This window comes from Candidatus Sphingomonas colombiensis, from assembly GCA_029202845.1.
Classification (GTDB): domain Bacteria; phylum Pseudomonadota; class Alphaproteobacteria; order Sphingomonadales; family Sphingomonadaceae; genus Sphingomonas; species Sphingomonas colombiensis.
On sequence record CP119315.1, the window covers coordinates 3283759 to 3299710 of the forward strand.

Genomic DNA, 15952 nt, shown 5'->3' on the forward strand with positions numbered 1-15952 from the left:
GACGAACACCGGCACGCGCACGCAAGTCGCGGTCACCTTGATCTTGGGATCGAGGATCTTCTTGGTCTCCGACGACCATCTTCCACTCTTCCTTGGTGGAACCGTCGTCCAGGAAGCTGTCGATGTGCGGGATCACGTTGAAGGCGATCTGCTTGGTGAACTTCTTCGCTTCTGCCGGATCGCCGACGAAGATGTTCCGGCTCTGCTCGAACAGCTCGTCCATGCCCGCCTTGCCCGCGCCGGAGACCGATTGATAGGTCGCCACCACCACGCGCTTGATCGTCGCCGCGTCGTGCAGCGGCTTGAGCGCCACAACCATCTGCGCGGTCGAGCAGTTCGGGTTGGCGATGATGTTCTTCTTGCTTATAGCCATCGATCGCCTCCGGGTTCACCTCAGGCACGATCAGCGGCACGTCCGGGTCCATGCGGTAGAGCGACGAATTGTCGATCACCGTGCAGCCGGCGGCGGCGAATTTGGGGGCGTAAATTTTGGTCGCTTCACTCCCGATCGCGAACAGAGGCGATATCCCAGCCGGTCGGATCGAAATGCTCGATGTTCTTCACGGTGAGCTTCTTGCCGGTCTCGCCGTATTCGACCTGGTCGCCCGTCGAGCGCGCGCTTGCGAGGACCAATGCGATCTCGTCCGCCGGGAATTCGCGCTCGGCGAGGATGTTCACCATCTCGCGCCCGACGTTGCCCGTCGCGCCCGCGACCACCACCCGATAACCCATGACTCACTCCTTGCTGCGACGCGGCATTACAGTCATTGCGCCGACCGCATCAACCTTATTCTAATCGTGCGTTCGCGCCTGCCATGTCGCATGCGCGATGCCATGAACGGTCGCCAGATGATCAACGATCGCATCCAGCTCCGCTGAGGGAACATTGGTGCTGACCAGCGTCGCGACAATATCGACGCGCCCCTCGCCGCGCTCCTCCACATCCAGTTCCGCGACCGGCAAGGACTGCGCCTCCAGATGCTCGACCAGCACGTCGCCCAGCGGGCCGCCCTGCGTGGCCGAGCCCGTGATCGTCACCGAATAGGTCGCCTCCAGGCTGCGGCCCTCCAGCGGGATACGGTTGATCGCGTCGACGATCGGCCGCAGCAGCGTGTTGGCCACGATCACCAGCACCGCGAGCAGCGTTGCCTCCGCCAGCATGTCGCTGCCCGCGATCGCACCAACCGCCGCCGAGCACCACAGGGTCGCCGCGGTATTCAACCCGCGAACGTTCATCCCCTCTTTCATGATGACGCCGGCACCGAGGAAACCGATGCCAGACACCACATAAGCGATGATACGGATCGATTCGACGTCGCCGCCCAACCTCTGCCCGAGATCGGTGAACGCCGCAGCGCCGATCGCCACCAGCGCGTTGGTGCGCAGGCCGGCGGTACGCTGGCGATATTGCCGCTCCGCCCCGATCAGCGTGCCGAGCACGAACGCAGCCAAATAGCTGACCAGCGTGTCGAGAAACGGCCACAGGTGAAAGGTGGTCAGAAACCGCATCGCCCGCCTCTTATTGCGCCGGCTTGTTCTTGACGGTGCGATCGAGGAAATCGAGCATCGTCGTCCACGGATGCACGTCGCGCACCGCACCATGCGTCTTGCCGGGATAGAGCATCATCTCGAACTTCATGTCCGCGGCTTGCAGCGTCGCGGCAAAGGCGGTGGTGTTGTCGAGGAACACATTGTCGTCCGCCATACCGTGCATGATGAGCAGCGGATCGCGGATCTTGGTGGCATCCGGCAACGCGCTAGACGCGGCATAAGCCGCCGCGTCCTTCGTGGCGGTCGCCCATGTAGCGCTCGGTATAATGGGTGTCGTATAGCGACCAGTCGGTGACCGGCGCGCACCTGACACAGCAGCCGCGTCAAACGCCGGGGTTCTTTTGCAGCATCTTCAGCGACATATAGCCACCATAAGACCAGCCATAAGTGGCGATCTTCCCCCCGTCCACAAAGGGCAGCGACTTCAGATAGCGCGCGCCGGCGAGCTGATCGTCGACCTCCACCGCTGCCCATTGCATGCCAGATCGCATCTTCGAACTTCTTGCCGCGATTGGGCGAGCCGCGATTATCGAGCTGGAAGACGATCCACCCCTGCTGTGCGAGATATTGCATCAGCGGCGCGGTTCCACGCGCGCGACACCGGTCTGGCTGCTCGGGCCGCCATAATGCTGGAAGAACACCGGATATTTCCGCCCCGGTTCGAGCGGCGGGGTGATCATCTTCCAATGCAGAATAGTGCCGTCGGGTCGCCTTGAGCGTACCGAATTCAGTCGGGCGCTGCGCCGCCAGATAGGGCGCATAGGGATGCCCCGCCGCGACCGCATTCTCGTTGATCCACGACAGCCGCTTGCCTGTCGCATCGGCGAGATAGGTCTGCGGCGGCTGATCGGCGTTGGAGCGCGTGATGATGAAACGTGAGCCGGTCGCATCCGCGCTGGCCGAATTCCACCAGCCCGTTTCCGTCAACCGCACGATATCATGGGTTTTGCTGTCGAGCGCATAAAGATGCTGCTCAAGCACGCCATCGCGATTGCCGGTGAAGAAAATCCGCCCGGAGGCATCATCCACCCCGATCAGCGAGTTCACCACCCAATCGCCCCTGGTAAGCTGGGTCCATTTGCCCGCCTTCCAACGATATAGATGTGCGAATCCGCTCCGCTCCGAACGCCAGATCAGGCTGCCATCGGGCATCGCGCGATAGGCGTTGGTCAGATTGATCCAGCTTTTTTCGCCCGTTTTCTCGGTAAATATCACCGTTGCCTTGCCGGTGACGGGATCGACGCGCAGCATATCCAGCGTACGTTGATCGCGGCTTTCGCGCTGGACGAGCAACGCCGATCCATCCGGCACCCAGTTGACGCGGGCGAGGTAGATATCCGGATCGTTGCCGAGATCGACCTTCACCTGGCCCGAGCCGTCGGCACGCATCACCCACAATTCCACCAGGACATTGGGGGTGCCGGCGGCGGGATAGCGCTGTTGATAAACGCTCGTGCCCGACGCGCCGATCGCCGCGCGGGTGAAGATCTTGACCGGTGCCTCGTCGAACCGCTCGACCGCGATGCGGCTATCATCCGGTGACCACCAATAGCCGGTGCGGCGGTCCATTTCCTCCTGCGCGACGAACTCCGCCTCGCCGAAATGAACGGTGCCGCCGCCTCCACTGGTCAGCGCCCGCGCTGCGCCGCCAGCAAGCGGCTGCACCCACAAATTCTGATCACGCACGAAGCTCAGGAACCCACCGCGCGGCGAAATCACCGGATTGAGCGCGCCTTTCGTCCCTTCGATCCGACGCGCGTTGCCGTCGAGCCCGGCGAGGAATAGTTCGCCATCAATCGGCACCAGCAGCGAGCGGCCATCCGGCGCCCAGTCATAATCGAGGATTCCGGTCTTGCCGGTCTTGGAGCGATCGCGTTCGCGCTGCATCTTCTCCGCTTCGGACAAGGCAGCGCCGCTGCCGATCTTGCGCGAATCCAGCAGCATCCGCTCCGCGCCGGTGCGGGCGTCGATCGCCCACAGATCATAACGACTGCGCTCGTCGGCGCGATTGCGCACCAGCGTGAGCAGACTGCCATCGGGGGAAAGACGAAGCGCCTGCGGCTGCGGTCCCGAAAGATCGGGGCTGGCGAAGATGCGCTCGAGCGTCAGCGCGCTGGTTGCGGGAGCGCGCTCAGCCACGGCGGGGATCGCAACCATGGCGGTGGAACAGGCAAGGGTAATCGCTGGCAACCATGCGCGCATTTCTTTCTCCGTCGAACCGCAACGGGAAAGCCCGTCGCGCCGGAAAAAACAAGCTGCCATCGCGAGAAGCAGCAAATCTCGATGAGCGTGCTATGCGGCGGGAATGCGTAACACCATCATTATAGCGACCCTTTTGCTCGCCTGTTCGGCCTGCTCAAGCCAGGAAGAGGCGGCGGCCGAACAACGGCAAAAGGCCATGATAATCACCGTTCGCAAGGGCATAGGAAGCCTTCGAGGCGAGATTGGCGGCAGGACGTCGCAGTTCGTATCGATAAATCTGGTCGGGAAGAATATTGTCTGCGGCACGGTGGATGGCAACGATGGCGATGGGATCCGGCGGTTCAGCGTTGCCGATGGCGTAGTGCTGATCGAACAACCTGGCGACGCCGCTGGCGTGCGCGCGATTCAGCAGGTTTGCTCGCGCGGCCGGTCACGGCCGGTCATCAGCAGGAATGCCACATTCACCGACATCAGCGTCGAGGATAAGCCACCTTACGATTGACGGATTTTGGCAAAGCGGATTGCCGATCACCATCGTTTTAGTCCGCCAGAACGAGAAAGGGGCGCGGACAGCTTCCCGTCCGCGCCCCTGACGCTTTAGCACTGAGTGGCGATCACTCGGCCGCAGCGGCCGGACGATTGTCGCGGCGCTCGGCGATACGAGCCGCCTTGCCGGTACGACCACGCAGGTAATACAGCTTGGCACGACGGACCGCGCCCTTGCGCACCACCTCGATCGAATCGATGTTCGGCGAATACAGCGGGAACACGCGCTCCACGCCCTCACCGAACGAAAGCTTACGAACGGTGAAGCTGGAACCCATGCCCTTGTTCGAACGCGCGATGCACACGCCTTCGTAGTTCTGGACGCGGGTGCGCTCGCCTTCGATCACCTTCACGCCAACCTTCAGCGTATCGCCGGGGCGGAATTCAGGGATCGCGCGCTTCGCGGTCAGCTTCTCGATCTGCTCGGCTTCGAGCTGCTGGATCAGGTTCATATCGTGACTTCCTCAGTCCTCGCCGCGCGCCAGAGGGCGGTTGACCCGAACGCCGGTATGACGTTCCCAAAGGTCCGGCCGCCTTAGCCGTGTATCATCTTCTGCCCGTTGTTTCCGCCAGGCAGCGATCTTCGCATGATCCCCCGATCGCAGCACTTCGGGGATCGTGCGCCCTTCCCATTCATAAGGTCGGGTATAATGCGGATATTCAAGAAGGCCGCTTTCGAAGCTTTCCTCGTCTCCACTTGAAGGGGCGCCCATTACGCCCGGAAGCAGCCGAACGCAAGCATCGAGCAGGACCAGCGCGCCCATCTCTCCGCCCGACAGCACATAGTCGCCGATCGAGACTTCCTCGATCTCGCGCGCTTGGAACAAGCGCTCATCGAAGCCCTCGAACCGGCCGCACAGAATGACCGCCCCCGGCCCGGCAGCGAGCGCACGCACCCGATCCTGCGTCAGCGGTTTCCCGCGCGGGGTCATCGCCAGCACCGGTCGATCGTCCATGGCCTGATCGACCGCACGCGCCACTACGTCCGCGCGCAGCACCATGCCCGCGCCACCGCCCGCCGGCGTATCGTCGACCGAGCGGTGCTTGTCGGTCGCGAAATCGCGAATGTTGAGCGCGTCGAGCGACCAGCGGCCCTCCGCCAGCGCCCGCCCGGCGAGCGACAGACCGAGCGGCCCGGGGAACATCTCCGGGTAAAGCGTCAGGATGGTGGCAGCAAAGGTCATCGGCGACTCGCCGTCAGACCACCACGAAGGCAGGCTCGACCACCAGCCGTTCGGCATCCCATGACGGCACGGCATCAGGGCGCATCGGCACCATGAATGTCTTACCGTTGTCGCGTTCGATCTCGATCACGTCGCCGGCACCGAAATTCTCGATCATCACCACGCGCCCGAGCGGTTCGCCATCAGCGGAAAACGCCGCGAGACCGATCAGGTCACAATGATAATATTCGCCCTCGCCCAATGGCGGCAACGCCGAACGCGGCACGGAAAGCTCCGTCCCACGCAAGGTTTCTGCGCGATTGCGATCGGAGATCTCGGCGAAACGCGCGATCGCGCCGTTCGACCCGTGGCGCAGCGACTTCAACGTCAGAGTGCCACCGTTGAAGCTGCGGTGCGCGCCGATATCCTCAGCGAACACCTTGAGGCGCACCTCTCCCGTCACACCGTGCGCGCCGATAATCACGGCAAGCACGACACCCGGGCCGGTAGCTTTCTGGCTCTCGCTCATCGTCGGCGATCACAGGGATCGCGTGCGCTGTGGCACGCGATCCCCATGGATCTCACTGCTCGGAAGTCGCCTCGGCGACCTGCTCGGCCTCCGCCGTCGGCTCTTCGGTGGCAGCCTCGACCTCAGCCGCGACAACCGCTTCAGCTTCCGCTTCCTGCGCTGCCTTCAGCTTCTCGGCACGCTCCTCGGCGCGCTCCTTGGCCTTCTCGCCCGGCTCGGCCTTGTTCGGGTTGTTGCGCGCCGCGCGCTCACGCACGCCGGCTGCATCGAGGAAACGCGCGACGCGGTCGGTCGGCTGCGCGCCGACGCCCAGCCAATGCTTCGCACGCTCAACGTCAAGCACAACGCGCTTCTCGTCGTCCTTCTTGAGGAGCGGGTTGTAGTTGCCGATCTTCTCGATGAACTTGCCGTCACGCGGGCTGCGCGCGTCAGCCACGATGATGCGGTAATACGGGCGCTTCTTGGAACCGCCGCGCGAAAGGCGAATGCTGAGTGCCATTGCTAGTACTTTTCCTTCAAACGTCATCCGGCCAAGCGCCGGGACTTTCTGGTTGTCATTCAATTCCTCGCCAGGATGGCGGGGGATCACTTCTTTCCGAACTTGCCGAACCCCGGCGGTCACCCGCCAGCGCCGCCCGGCAGGCCCGGCAGACTGCCCCCGGCCTTGCCCAGCATGTCGCCAAGGTCCGGGCCAGCCGAGCGCATTGCCCAGCCCGCCCAGGCCGCCCTTGCCGAGCATCGCCATCATCCCCTTGAGGCCGCCCATCTTCTTGATGCGCTTCATCGCGGTGGACATTTCCTGTGCATCTTCAGCAGCTTGTTGACGTCCTGGACGGTCGTGCCGCTGCCCTTGGCGATGCGGATCTTGCGCTTGGCGTTGATCAGCTCGGGCTTCGCGCGCTCCTTGGGCGTCATCGAACCGATCATCGCGTCCATGCGCAGCAGCATCGTCGGTCGTCCATGCGCCGAGGCCTGCATCGCCGCCTTGCGCCTTCTTCATGCCAGGCATCATGCCCGCCAGCGCGCCGAGCCCGCCCATGCTCTGCATCTGCCGCGAGCTGCCTGCGCAGGTCGTTCATGTCGAACTTGCCCCTTGGCGTGCCATGCGCTTGGCGATGCGCTTCGGCGTCCTCCTGACCTGGACCGCCTCCGCCGCGCTGCTCGACCAGCGACACCACGTCGCCCATGCCGAGGATGCGGCCGGCGACGCGGCTGGGGTGGAAGACCTCGAGGGCCTCCATCTTCTCGCCGGTGCCCGCGAACTTGATCGGCTTGCCGGTGACCGCGCGCATCGACAGCGCCGCACCACCGCGCGCATCGCCGTCCATGCGGGTGAGCACGACGCCGGTGAGATCGACCTGGCCCGCGAACGACTGCGCGACGTTGACCGCGTCCTGGCCGGTCAGCGAATCGACGACGAGCAGCGTCTCGCGCGGGGTCGAGATCTGGGCGACCGCCTTCATCTCGTCCATGAGCTGCTGGTCGACGTGGAGACGGCCCGCGGTGTCGAGCAGCAGCACGTCCACCGCCTGCAGGCGGGCGGCCTGCATGGCGCGGGTGGCGATCTCGGTCGGCTGCTGGCCGGCGATGATCGGCAGGGTCGCGACCGACACCTGCTCGCCCAGCACCTTGAGCTGCTCCTGCGCCGCCGGACGGTTGACGTCCAGCGAGGCCATCATGACCTTCTTGCCCTGCTTCTCCTTGAGAAGCTTGGCGATCTTGGCGGTGCTGGTGGTCTTGCCCGAGCCCTGCAGGCCGACCATCATGATGACGATCGGCGGCACCGCCTCAAGGTCGAGACCGGGGGTATCCTCGCCGCCCAGCGTCTCGATCAGCGCATCGTTGACGATCTTGACGACCTGCTGGCCCGGCGTGACCGAACGCAGCACCGTCTCGCCGATCGCCTTCTCGGTGACCTGGTCGATGAAGCGGCGCACCACGGGGAGCGCGACATCTGCCTCGAGCAGCGCGATGCGCACTTCGCGCATGGCATCGAGGACGTCCTGCTCCTTGAGCGCACCACGCCCGCGCAGCTTGTCGAAGACGCCGCCAAGGCGATCGGACAGACTGTCGAACATGGACATTCACTCCAATTCATTCTGCCCACCAACGACAACAGCCGCAGTGGAGTGCCGACCCCAAACGAAAAAGCGCCGGCGGGCGAAAACTCGCCGGCCAGCGTGTGCCACATGGGCACTTTTCTTTAGCGTTCAACGTCGGAACGTGGCGCGTCCACTAAAGGAAAGCATGCGCGGAGGCAAGTCGCCCGAGCTTAACCGCTTCTACACCCTGGCCTGCCACATACCAGCAGTGCCGTACGGGAGGGAAAAGATCATCGATGGAAATGCTCGTCGTTATAGCGCTGTCGAGCGTTTTCGTGTTCACCGTCATGTTCTTGCTCTGGGGCCACGCGCGCCATCGCGCGGCGACACCGGCCGCCCGCCTTCAGCGGGCGATCCCGCGCGATGCCGCCAGCGGGTTAGCCAATCGCCAGGGCTTTCTTGAAGGTGGGGAGCAATTGCTCTCCCGCGCTGGCCAGCGCGCCGCCGCGATAATCCTGATCGACGTTGGGCCCCAAGCTCCCGTCGGAAAAATGGGGGAGCTTGCCCCATCGATCGCCGCGACGCTGCCGGGCGAGATGCTCGTCGGCATGGTCCAGCCGACGCAATTCGCGTGTATCGTAATGGTCGACCCCTATGCGCCCGAGGCGGCAGATCAGGTTGCGGGGCGGCTGGCATTGCTGCTCGCCCAGCACGACGATAGCGCTGCACGAACCGCGACGATCGGACTGGCGCGATCGGATCGCGACGGCGGGTCGATCGACCGGCTGCTGGAAGCCGCGGGCACGGCCGCCGGCGTCGCACGATCGGATGGCATCCGCTCGCTGTGGTTCACCGAGGAAATGGCCGTGCGGCAACGCGCGCGGAATACGATCGCCCACAGCCTCCCCGAAGCGATCGAAAGCGGCGCGATCGCACCATATTTCGAGCCGGTGATCGATCTTCATACCGGCGAACTGCTCGGATTCGAAGTGCTCGCGCGGTGGGAGCATCCTGTCCACGGCATTATCACCCCTGCGCATTTTCTTGATATCGCTCAGGAAAGCAGCGCGATATCGGATCTCACCCTGTCGGTCATGCGTCAGGCGCTGCTCGCCGCGCGCGACTGGGACGGTCGTCTGGTTTTGGCGGTGAACTTCGCGGTGTCGCAGTTGCGCGACCCGTGGCTGGCACAAAAGGTAATCCGGCTGCTGACCGAATTGGGCTATCCGCCCGCCCGTCTGGAAATCGAACTGACCGAGGGGGCCTTGATGGACCCACACGGCATTGCTCATTCGATCATCGAAAGCCTGAAGGCGCAGGGCGTTCGCGTCGCGCTCGACGATTTCGGCACCGGCGTGTCGAGCCTCACCCATTTGCGCGCCCTGCCGTTCGATCGGATCAAAATCGATCACTCGATCGTCACCAAGGTGATGGAAGACCCCGCGCGCGCCTCGATCGCGGCAGCGATTTTGCGCCTGGGCGAAAGCCTCAACCTGCCGATCATCGCGGAAGGCATCGAAACGGCCCAGATCGCTGACAGAATGCGCGCCATGGGGTGTGCTGTCGGTCAGGGTTATCTGTTCGGTCAGCCGATGAGCCTTATGCAGACGCGTCGGATGCTGGCGGAACGGCGCATGATCCCTGCCGTCGTCACCACCCGGCGCCTGGCTGGCTGAGATATTCTTCTTCCTCGGCGGTGGAGCGTCGCCCCAACGCGACATTGCGGCTGGGATAACGGCCAAACCGCGCGATCACCGCCGCGTGATCGCGGGCAAAGCGCAACTGCTCCGCCAGCCCGAGCGCGGTGTATTTTTCCACGCTCAACGCGTGCATCGCGTCGCTCTCGGCATGCATCAGCGGAATATAGAGGAATGCACGTTCGTCGGGGCTGTGGTGTTCGTCCCATCCGCGCTCGATCGCCGATAGGGTTAGCGACAGCGCCAGTTGGTCGGCTGCAAAGGCTTGCGCCGAGCCGCGATGGATATTGCGCGAAAATTGATCGAGCAGGATGACCGCAGCAAGCAGCGTATCGCGCCCGTCGCCCCATCCACTTGCCCCCGACGCAAGCACAACGTCCAGCAGTGCACCGAAACGGTCTTTGATCTCCTGATCGAGCGCGGCGTCTTTTGCGAAACGCATTTCCGGAGCCAGCCCGAACCAGAACTCAAGCACCTCGCTGGCCTTTTCGTGGACTTCGTCGTCGCGCATCCCTAGATCGCCCTCATGACCGCCCTGCCCCGACCCGATGTCGTGACCTTGGGGTGTCGCCTGAACCTTGCCGAAAGCGAAACGATCCGTGGGCTGATCGGCGCGCGCGACATGGTTGTGGTCAACACCTGCGGTGTCACCAACGAGGCCGTCAAGCAAAGTCGCGCCGCGATCCGGCGCGCCCATCGCGCTCGCCCGGAGGCGGAGATCGTCGCGACTGGCTGCGCAGCGCAGATGGATTCGGCCAGCTTCGCCGAGCTGCCAGGCGTGACGCGAGTGATCGGCAATTCGACCAAACTGTTGCCCGCTACATGGGGCGCTTTCCCGAATCGCCAGCCAGCGCGCCTTCATGCGCGTGCGTTCGTCGGCGTGCAGAACGGTTGCGATCACGCCTGCACCTTCTGCGCCATCCCCGCAGGACGTGGGCCGAGCCGCAGCGATCCCGCCGGCTCGGTTGTCACGCGCATCGCCGCGCTGGTGGAAGCCGGCACACAAGAGGTGGTGCTGACGGGGGTCGATCTCACCAGTTATGCCGATGGTGTGGTAACATTGGGCGGCTTGGTGGAACGTATTCTGCTCGACGTGCCCGCGCTGCCCCGGTTGCGGCTTTCGTCGCTCGACACGATCGAGGTCGACGAGCGGCTGTTCGATCTGATCACCACCGAGCCGCGTGTCATGCCGCATCTGCATCTGTCGCTTCAGGCCGGGGATAACCTGATCCTCAAGCGGATGAAGCGGCGCCATCTGCGCGCCGATGCGATCGGAATGATCGAGCGACTGAAGGCGAAGCGCGATATCGCGATCGGCGCCGATCTCATCGCCGGTTTCCCGACCGAGGATGAGGCGATGTTCGCCAATACGCTGGCGCTGATCGACGATTGTGCGATCGTCCACGCGCATGTGTTCCCCTATTCCCCGCGCGCGAATACCCCAGCCGCACGTATGCCGCAGGTCACGGCGGAACTCGTACGAGAGCGAGCGGGCCGGCTGCGCGATGCGGCCGCGCGACAAAAACGCGCGTGGCTCGCCGGCATGATCGGCTCTCAACAAGTGATCGTGCTGGAAAAACCCGGCGATCGCGGCCACACGCCCGGTTTCGCCGAGCTTCGCGTGGCGGATCCGCTCGCATCGCCCGCGATCGGGCAAACCCTATCCCTGCGCGTCACCGGCGCGACCGACGACCATCTCATCGGAACAACGATATGAGCTCCAATCCATCCTGGCATGAAAAGCTGCTCGGCGGATTTCGCCGTACTTCGGATCGGCTGATCGGCAATCTGACCGGCCTCGGCACGGCGCCGCTCGACGACGCGACGCTCGACGAGGTCGAGGAGGCATTGATCGCTTCCGATCTCGGGCCGGAAACGGCGGGCAAGATCCGGGCCCGACTGGCCGAAGGCAGCTTCGAACGCAATATGGAGGATCTCGGCATCCGCCTCGTCGTCGCCGAAGAGGTTGAGAAGGTGCTGGCGCAGGTCGCCAAGCCGATGGAGGTGGACGCCTTTCCCCGGCCCCAGGTGATCCTCGTCATCGGGGTCAATGGATCGGGCAAGACGACCACCATCGCCAAGTTGGCGCATCTGTTCCTCGAACAGGATTATGGCGTGATGCTGGCCGCCGGCGACACGTTCCGCGCCGCCGCCATCGGGCAGCTCGCCACTTGGGCGGAGCGCGTCGGCGTGCCGATCGTGACCGGGCCGGAGGGTGGCGACGCCGCCGGGGTGGTGTGGGACGCGGTGAAGCAGGCGACGGCGACCGGCATCGACGTGCTGATCGTAGACACCGCCGGGCGGCTCCAGAACAAGCGCGAGTTGATGGACGAGCTGGCGAAAATCCGCCGCGTGCTTGGCCGGCTCAACCCACAGGCGCCGCATGACGTGGTGCTGGTGCTCGATGCCACCACCGGGCAGAATGCGCTGTCGCAAATCGAGGTGTTCAAGGAGGTTGCCGGCGTCACCGGACTGGTAATGACCAAGCTGGACGGCACCGCGCGCGGCGGCGTGCTGGTCGCGGCGGCGGAGCGATACCGGCTGCCGATCCACGCGATCGGCGTCGGCGAAGGCATGACCGACCTGCGCCCCTTCGACGCCAATGAGGTCAGCCGGATCATCGCCGGGGTGGATGACAAGCGGAAATAGCCGGTTCATCGGGCGCCGATCCCGATGCGCCCCATTCCTTGGGCAACCGGAACATATTAATGCGCTTGGGAAAGCGCCGCGCGAACGGAGTTGATGTGACGACGAAATCCCCCACGGCCGGTTTCCGCCTCGCGCTCGATTATGGCCCGCTGCTCGTTTTCTTCGCGGTCAATTTCCTGACGCCGGGCGTGGCGATCATGCGGATCATCGCCGCAACCGCCGCCTTCATGGTCGCGATGGTTGTCGCGCTCGCCTTGTCTTGGATCAAGACGCGGCGACTATCGCCGATGCTGCTGATCTCCGCCGCGCTGGTGTTGGTGTTCGGCGGCCTGACGATCTATTTCCATGACGAGCGCTTCATCAAGATGAAGCCGACCTTCGTTTACGCCATTTTCGCCGCTGTGCTGGGCTTTGGGCTCGCGACGGGGCGCCCGCTGCTTCAGAGCCTGCTCGAAACCGCTTATCCGGGCTTGAGCCAGGACGGCTGGCGCAACCTGACGCGCAACTGGACGATCTTCTTCATATTCATGGCCGTGCTGAACGAGGTCGTGTGGCGCCATAGCTCGACAGATTTCTGGGTCGGTTTCAAGCTGTGGGGAGCGATCCCGCTCACGCTGCTGTTCGCGTTCGCCAACGTGCCGATGCTCCTGAAGCATGGGCTCCAGATGGAAAACGCGCCAGACACCATCCCGCCTGAAGGCTGAACCCGCCATAAAAAATGGGGCGGCACCACCAGGCGCCGCCCCATCATTCGATCGTACCGATCCGAAATCAGGCAACCGCTGCGTCGTAGCGGCGGCCGGCCTCGTCCCAGTTCACCACATCCCACCACGCCTTCAGATAGCCGGGGCGGTCGTTCATGTAGGTGAGGTAATAAGCGTGTTCCCACACGTCGTTGCCAAGGACGGGGGTGCCCGGCTCCTTGGCGTCGTCCATCAGGGGATTGTCCTGATTGGGGGTGGAGGTGACTTTCAGCGCGCCCGACGAATCGGCGATCACCCAGGCCCAGCCCGAACCGAACTGGCCGGCGCCCTTGCCGTTGAAATCTTCCTTCAGCTTGTCGAGGCCGCCGTAAGCGTCGATCGCGGCCTTAAGCTTGCCAGACGGCTGGGTCGAACCCTTCGGCGCCATGATCTTCCAGAAGAAATCGTGGTTCCAGAAACCGCCACCATTGTTGCGGACGAGCGGCGGAAGCTGGGACATCATGCCCAAGATTTCCTCGATCGACTTGCCCGCGAGCTTGGGGTCGGCGGCGACGCCCTCGTTCAGCTTGGCGGTATAAGCGGCGTGATGCTTGTCGTGGTGGAAGGTCATCGTCTCCTTGGAGATGACCGGCTCCAGCGCGTCATAGGCATAAGGCAGCGGCGGCAATTCGAAAGCCATTGAATCCTCCTTGGTCTCGCGTTTGCAAACGCGACGCGGCCCAAATGGCTCCGCCGCTCTCGTTACGCAACCGCTCCGACCATATCGTGACGACGAAGCGCGTGACGAAGCTGATCGTAACTCAGGCCCAGCGCATCGGCGGTCGCGCGCTGGTTGAAGCGATTCTCGGCCAGCGCGCGCGTCAGCAACTCTTTCTCGAACCGTGCGACCCGGCTTTTGAAGTCGGACGGCCCGATCTCACACGCGGCGATTTCATCCCCGTCCTTGGAGGGCACCTCACGATCGACAGGCGGCACTGACGCCGTAACGGGCATCGCCGCGTGACCCACGCCGGGCGATGCCGGGCTGTATGGCGAAAGGAACGGATCGAACTCGATCACGTCGACCGGATCAGTCAAATCCCAGCGATAAACCGCGCGTTCCACAACATTGCGCAACTCGCGCACATTCCCCGGCCAACGATATTCCAGCATCGCATCGAGCGCGGCCGGCCCGAAGCCGGTCCAGGATTCCCATCCCAGCTCGGCCGCCATGCGCCGTCCGAAAAAATCGGCGAGCACCGCGATATCGCTGCGGCGCGCACGGAGCGGCGGCAGCGTCACCACCTCGAAAGACAGCCGATCTAGCAGGTCGGCGCGAAATTCGTTGCGCTCCACCTTGCCCGGCAGATGCTCGTTCGTCGCAGCGACGATGCGCACGTCGACCTGGACGGGACGCGACGAGCCGATCCGCGTCACCTCGCCATATTCCACCGCGCGTAGCAGACGCTCCTGCGCGCCCATCGACAACGTGCCGAGTTCGTCAAGAAACAACGTGCCGCCGTGCGCTTCCTCGAATCGCCCCACCCGCGCCTTGGTCGCGCCCGTGAAGGCGCCGGCCTCGTGTCCGAACAATTCGGCCTCGATCAAGGTTTCCGGCATCGCGGCACAGTTCATGATGACCAGCGGCTGATCCCAGCGCGGGCTGAGGCGATGCAGTCGCTCGGCAACCAACTCCTTCCCCGTGCCGCGCTCCCCGATCACCAGCACCGGCCGATCGAGCGCAGCCGCGCGGCTGGCGCGCTCCAGCGCGTCGAGGAATGCCCCCGATTGTCCGATGACCTGTGTTGCCCGCTCCATTCCCAATATTTGGCGCAATTTCCCAACGCTTGGCAAGGGTGCGGATCGCACATTTTCTCACCTCAGCAAAAAAAGCGTGGAAATCAGCCAAAAACGAATTTGGCACGCAATCTGCACAGCATTGGGTAACCGCCATTGAGCGGAACGACAGTCAAAATCTTGGAGGAATATATGACCAGCTTCGACACCATCGGCCGCACCTTCGCCGCCATCGCCCTCACCCTCGTCGCCAGCGCCTCGATGCTGATCATGGCAGTCGGGCCGGCCAATCAGGGGAATGCCGCTCAGGCGAGCGCGATCACTCGTTCGATCGCGTAAATCGCTACCGCCGGGGCGCGCGCCGCCCCTCGCCCCACCCCGGCGGAATGTTTATATCAGCAGGGGCAATCTTGGAGTTTCGTGAATGGGCATCTTTTCCCGCACCCGCGACATCGTCGCCGCGAACATGGCCGAGCTGCTCGACAAGGCGGAAGATCCCGCGAAGATGATCCGCATGATCATCCTCGAAATGGAGGAAACGCTGGTTGAGGTCCGGGCTTCCGCGGCGCGGACGATCGCCGACAGCAAGGAAATGCGCCGCCACATCGCGAAGCTGGAGGCGCTGGAAGCGAACTGGACGGAGAAGGCGGAACTCGCCCTCTCCAAGGATCGCGAGGATCTGGCCAAGGCCGCTCTGGTCGAACGCCAGCGCGCCACCGGGATGGTGGAACAGCTTCGCGCCGAGATTAAGGTGCTCGACGACGCGCTGCGCTCATCGGAGGAAGATATCGCCAAGCTCCAGAGCAAACTGCGCGAGGCCCGCACCAAGCAGAACAATATCTCGACCCGGCTGGAAAGCGCCAACAACCGCACCCGCCTGCGCGAGATGTGGAACGGCCCGCGCACGCACGAAGCGTTCAGCCGCTTCGATATGCTGGAGCGCCGCGTGGACGAGGCCGAGGGCCGCGCCGACGCGATGGGACTGGGCGCGCACCCCAAGACGCTCGACGAGGAAATCGCCGAGCTGAAATCCGCCGACAAGATCGACGCCGAACTGGCCGCGCTGAAGGCCCGGCTGAGCAAGGGGAATTGA

At 63.9% G+C, this 15952-nt stretch carries 16 protein-coding genes and 4 pseudogenes; 7 read left to right on the forward strand and 13 right to left on the reverse strand.

The features are described from left to right. Positions 1-121 precede the first annotated feature (121 nt). From P0Y64_15870 to P0Y64_15890, 5 genes and pseudogenes are all read right to left on the reverse strand, one after another. Positions 122-319, reverse strand: a pseudogene (locus P0Y64_15870) (Asd/ArgC dimerization domain-containing protein). A 112-nt stretch (positions 320-431) separates the two neighbouring features. Then, positions 432-488 (reverse strand): annotated as a pseudogene (locus P0Y64_15875) (hypothetical protein). A gap of 10 nt (positions 489-498) precedes the next feature. Continuing rightward, the gene (locus tag P0Y64_15880) at positions 499-732 is read right to left on the reverse strand and encodes a hypothetical protein (protein WEK42812.1); all 234 of its coding nucleotides are present in this window, start codon (positions 730-732) and stop codon (positions 499-501) included. 60 nt (positions 733-792) lie between these two features. Then, positions 793-1509, reverse strand: coding sequence for an MgtC/SapB family protein (locus P0Y64_15885; protein ID WEK42813.1), 717 nt, complete (start codon positions 1507-1509; stop codon positions 793-795). Positions 1510-1519: 10 nt separating this feature from the next. Next, positions 1520-3708: pseudogene (locus tag P0Y64_15890) on the reverse strand (DPP IV N-terminal domain-containing protein). Positions 3709-3856: 148 nt separating this feature from the next. On the opposite strand from P0Y64_15890, the gene P0Y64_15895 reads away from it, so the two are divergent. Beyond that, complete coding sequence (locus tag P0Y64_15895; GenBank protein ID WEK42814.1) at positions 3857-4255, forward strand: hypothetical protein; 399 nt, start codon at positions 3857-3859, stop codon at positions 4253-4255. Positions 4256-4367: 112 nt separating this feature from the next. Here P0Y64_15895 and rplS read toward each other — a convergent pair whose 3' ends face one another. The 5 genes and pseudogenes from rplS to ffh form a co-directional block, all read right to left on the reverse strand. Continuing rightward, positions 4368-4751 carry a 50S ribosomal protein L19 gene (gene rplS / locus P0Y64_15900; protein WEK42815.1) on the reverse strand — a complete coding sequence of 128 codons (384 nt, stop codon included), beginning with the start codon at positions 4749-4751 and terminating at the stop codon, positions 4368-4370. A 12-nt stretch (positions 4752-4763) separates the two neighbouring features. Beyond that, positions 4764-5483 carry a tRNA (guanosine(37)-N1)-methyltransferase TrmD gene (trmD, locus tag P0Y64_15905; protein ID WEK42816.1) on the reverse strand — a complete coding sequence of 240 codons (720 nt, stop codon included), beginning with the start codon at positions 5481-5483 and terminating at the stop codon, positions 4764-4766. Positions 5484-5496: 13 nt separating this feature from the next. Next, the gene (gene rimM / locus P0Y64_15910) at positions 5497-5991 is read right to left on the reverse strand and encodes a ribosome maturation factor RimM (GenBank protein ID WEK42817.1); all 495 of its coding nucleotides are present in this window, start codon (positions 5989-5991) and stop codon (positions 5497-5499) included. Between the two features lie 52 nt (positions 5992-6043). Then, positions 6044-6490, reverse strand: a complete 447-nt coding sequence (gene rpsP, locus P0Y64_15915; protein ID WEK45086.1) for a 30S ribosomal protein S16 — start codon at positions 6488-6490, stop codon at positions 6044-6046. 119 nt (positions 6491-6609) lie between these two features. After that, positions 6610-8069, reverse strand: a pseudogene (gene ffh, locus P0Y64_15920) (signal recognition particle protein). Between the two features lie 260 nt (positions 8070-8329). On the opposite strand from ffh, the gene P0Y64_15925 reads away from it, so the two are divergent. Continuing rightward, entirely contained in the window at positions 8330-9709 is a 1380-nt protein-coding gene (locus tag P0Y64_15925) for an EAL domain-containing protein (GenBank protein ID WEK42818.1), read from the forward strand. Here the strand turns inward: P0Y64_15925 and P0Y64_15930 are convergent. Next, on the reverse strand, positions 9684-10241 hold the full coding sequence (locus P0Y64_15930) for a DUF924 domain-containing protein (GenBank protein WEK42819.1): 558 nt from the start codon (positions 10239-10241) through the stop codon (positions 9684-9686). The two genes, P0Y64_15925 and P0Y64_15930, sit on opposite strands and share 26 nt — an antisense overlap. A 15-nt stretch (positions 10242-10256) precedes the next feature. Here P0Y64_15930 and P0Y64_15935 point away from each other — a divergent pair, with 15 nt between their 5' ends. From P0Y64_15935 to P0Y64_15945, 3 genes are all read left to right on the forward strand, one after another. After that, positions 10257-11447, forward strand: coding sequence for a MiaB/RimO family radical SAM methylthiotransferase (locus P0Y64_15935; protein WEK42820.1), 1191 nt, complete (start codon positions 10257-10259; stop codon positions 11445-11447). Beyond that, entirely contained in the window at positions 11444-12379 is a 936-nt protein-coding gene (gene ftsY, locus P0Y64_15940; GenBank protein WEK42821.1) for a signal recognition particle-docking protein FtsY, read from the forward strand. The genes P0Y64_15935 and ftsY overlap by 4 nt, the downstream gene beginning before the upstream one ends. Before the next feature lie 95 nt (positions 12380-12474). Further along, positions 12475-13083: a septation protein A gene (locus P0Y64_15945; GenBank protein ID WEK42822.1), complete on the forward strand. Its 609-nt coding sequence runs from the start codon at positions 12475-12477 to the stop codon at positions 13081-13083. A 67-nt stretch (positions 13084-13150) separates the two neighbouring features. Here the strand turns inward: P0Y64_15945 and P0Y64_15950 are convergent, their stop codons facing one another. Next, positions 13151-13762, reverse strand: coding sequence for a superoxide dismutase (locus P0Y64_15950; GenBank protein WEK42823.1), 612 nt, complete (start codon positions 13760-13762; stop codon positions 13151-13153). 62 nt (positions 13763-13824) lie between these two features. Then, a complete protein-coding gene (gene pspF, locus P0Y64_15955; GenBank protein WEK42824.1) occupies positions 13825-14880 on the reverse strand; it encodes a phage shock protein operon transcriptional activator in 1056 nt (351 codons plus the stop codon). A gap of 171 nt (positions 14881-15051) precedes the next feature. Between pspF and P0Y64_15960 the strand changes: the two genes are divergently transcribed. Both P0Y64_15960 and pspA read left to right on the forward strand, forming a co-directional pair. After that, positions 15052-15198, forward strand: a complete 147-nt coding sequence (locus tag P0Y64_15960; protein WEK42825.1) for a hypothetical protein — start codon at positions 15052-15054, stop codon at positions 15196-15198. Positions 15199-15283: 85 nt separating this feature from the next. Beyond that, on the forward strand, positions 15284-15952 hold the full coding sequence (gene pspA / locus P0Y64_15965) for a phage shock protein PspA (GenBank protein ID WEK42826.1): 669 nt from the start codon (positions 15284-15286) through the stop codon (positions 15950-15952).

Bases quoted from the DNA above. Each gene is read 5' to 3' on its own strand.
- trmD (WEK42816.1), bottom strand. From the start codon at position 5,483: ATGACCTTTGCTGCCACCATCCTGACGCTTTACCCGGAGATGTTCCCC.
- P0Y64_15930 (WEK42819.1), bottom strand. From the start codon at position 10,241: ATGCGCGACGACGAAGTCCACGAAAAGGCCAGCGAGGTGCTTGAGTTC.
- P0Y64_15880 (WEK42812.1), bottom strand. From the start codon at position 732: ATGGGTTATCGGGTGGTGGTCGCGGGCGCGACGGGCAACGTCGGGCGC.
- P0Y64_15895 (WEK42814.1), top strand. From the start codon at position 3,857: ATGCGTAACACCATCATTATAGCGACCCTTTTGCTCGCCTGTTCGGCC.
- P0Y64_15935 (WEK42820.1), top strand. From the start codon at position 10,257: ATGACCGCCCTGCCCCGACCCGATGTCGTGACCTTGGGGTGTCGCCTG.
- rpsP (WEK45086.1), bottom strand. From the start codon at position 6,490: ATGGCACTCAGCATTCGCCTTTCGCGCGGCGGTTCCAAGAAGCGCCCG.
- pspF (WEK42824.1), bottom strand. From the start codon at position 14,880: ATGGAGCGGGCAACACAGGTCATCGGACAATCGGGGGCATTCCTCGAC.
- P0Y64_15950 (WEK42823.1), bottom strand. From the start codon at position 13,762: ATGGCTTTCGAATTGCCGCCGCTGCCTTATGCCTATGACGCGCTGGAG.
- rplS (WEK42815.1), bottom strand. From the start codon at position 4,751: ATGAACCTGATCCAGCAGCTCGAAGCCGAGCAGATCGAGAAGCTGACC.
- P0Y64_15960 (WEK42825.1), top strand. From the start codon at position 15,052: ATGACCAGCTTCGACACCATCGGCCGCACCTTCGCCGCCATCGCCCTC.
- ftsY (WEK42821.1), top strand. From the start codon at position 11,444: ATGAGCTCCAATCCATCCTGGCATGAAAAGCTGCTCGGCGGATTTCGC.
- rimM (WEK42817.1), bottom strand. From the start codon at position 5,991: ATGAGCGAGAGCCAGAAAGCTACCGGCCCGGGTGTCGTGCTTGCCGTG.
- pspA (WEK42826.1), top strand. From the start codon at position 15,284: ATGGGCATCTTTTCCCGCACCCGCGACATCGTCGCCGCGAACATGGCC.
- P0Y64_15885 (WEK42813.1), bottom strand. From the start codon at position 1,509: ATGCGGTTTCTGACCACCTTTCACCTGTGGCCGTTTCTCGACACGCTG.
- P0Y64_15925 (WEK42818.1), top strand. From the start codon at position 8,330: ATGGAAATGCTCGTCGTTATAGCGCTGTCGAGCGTTTTCGTGTTCACC.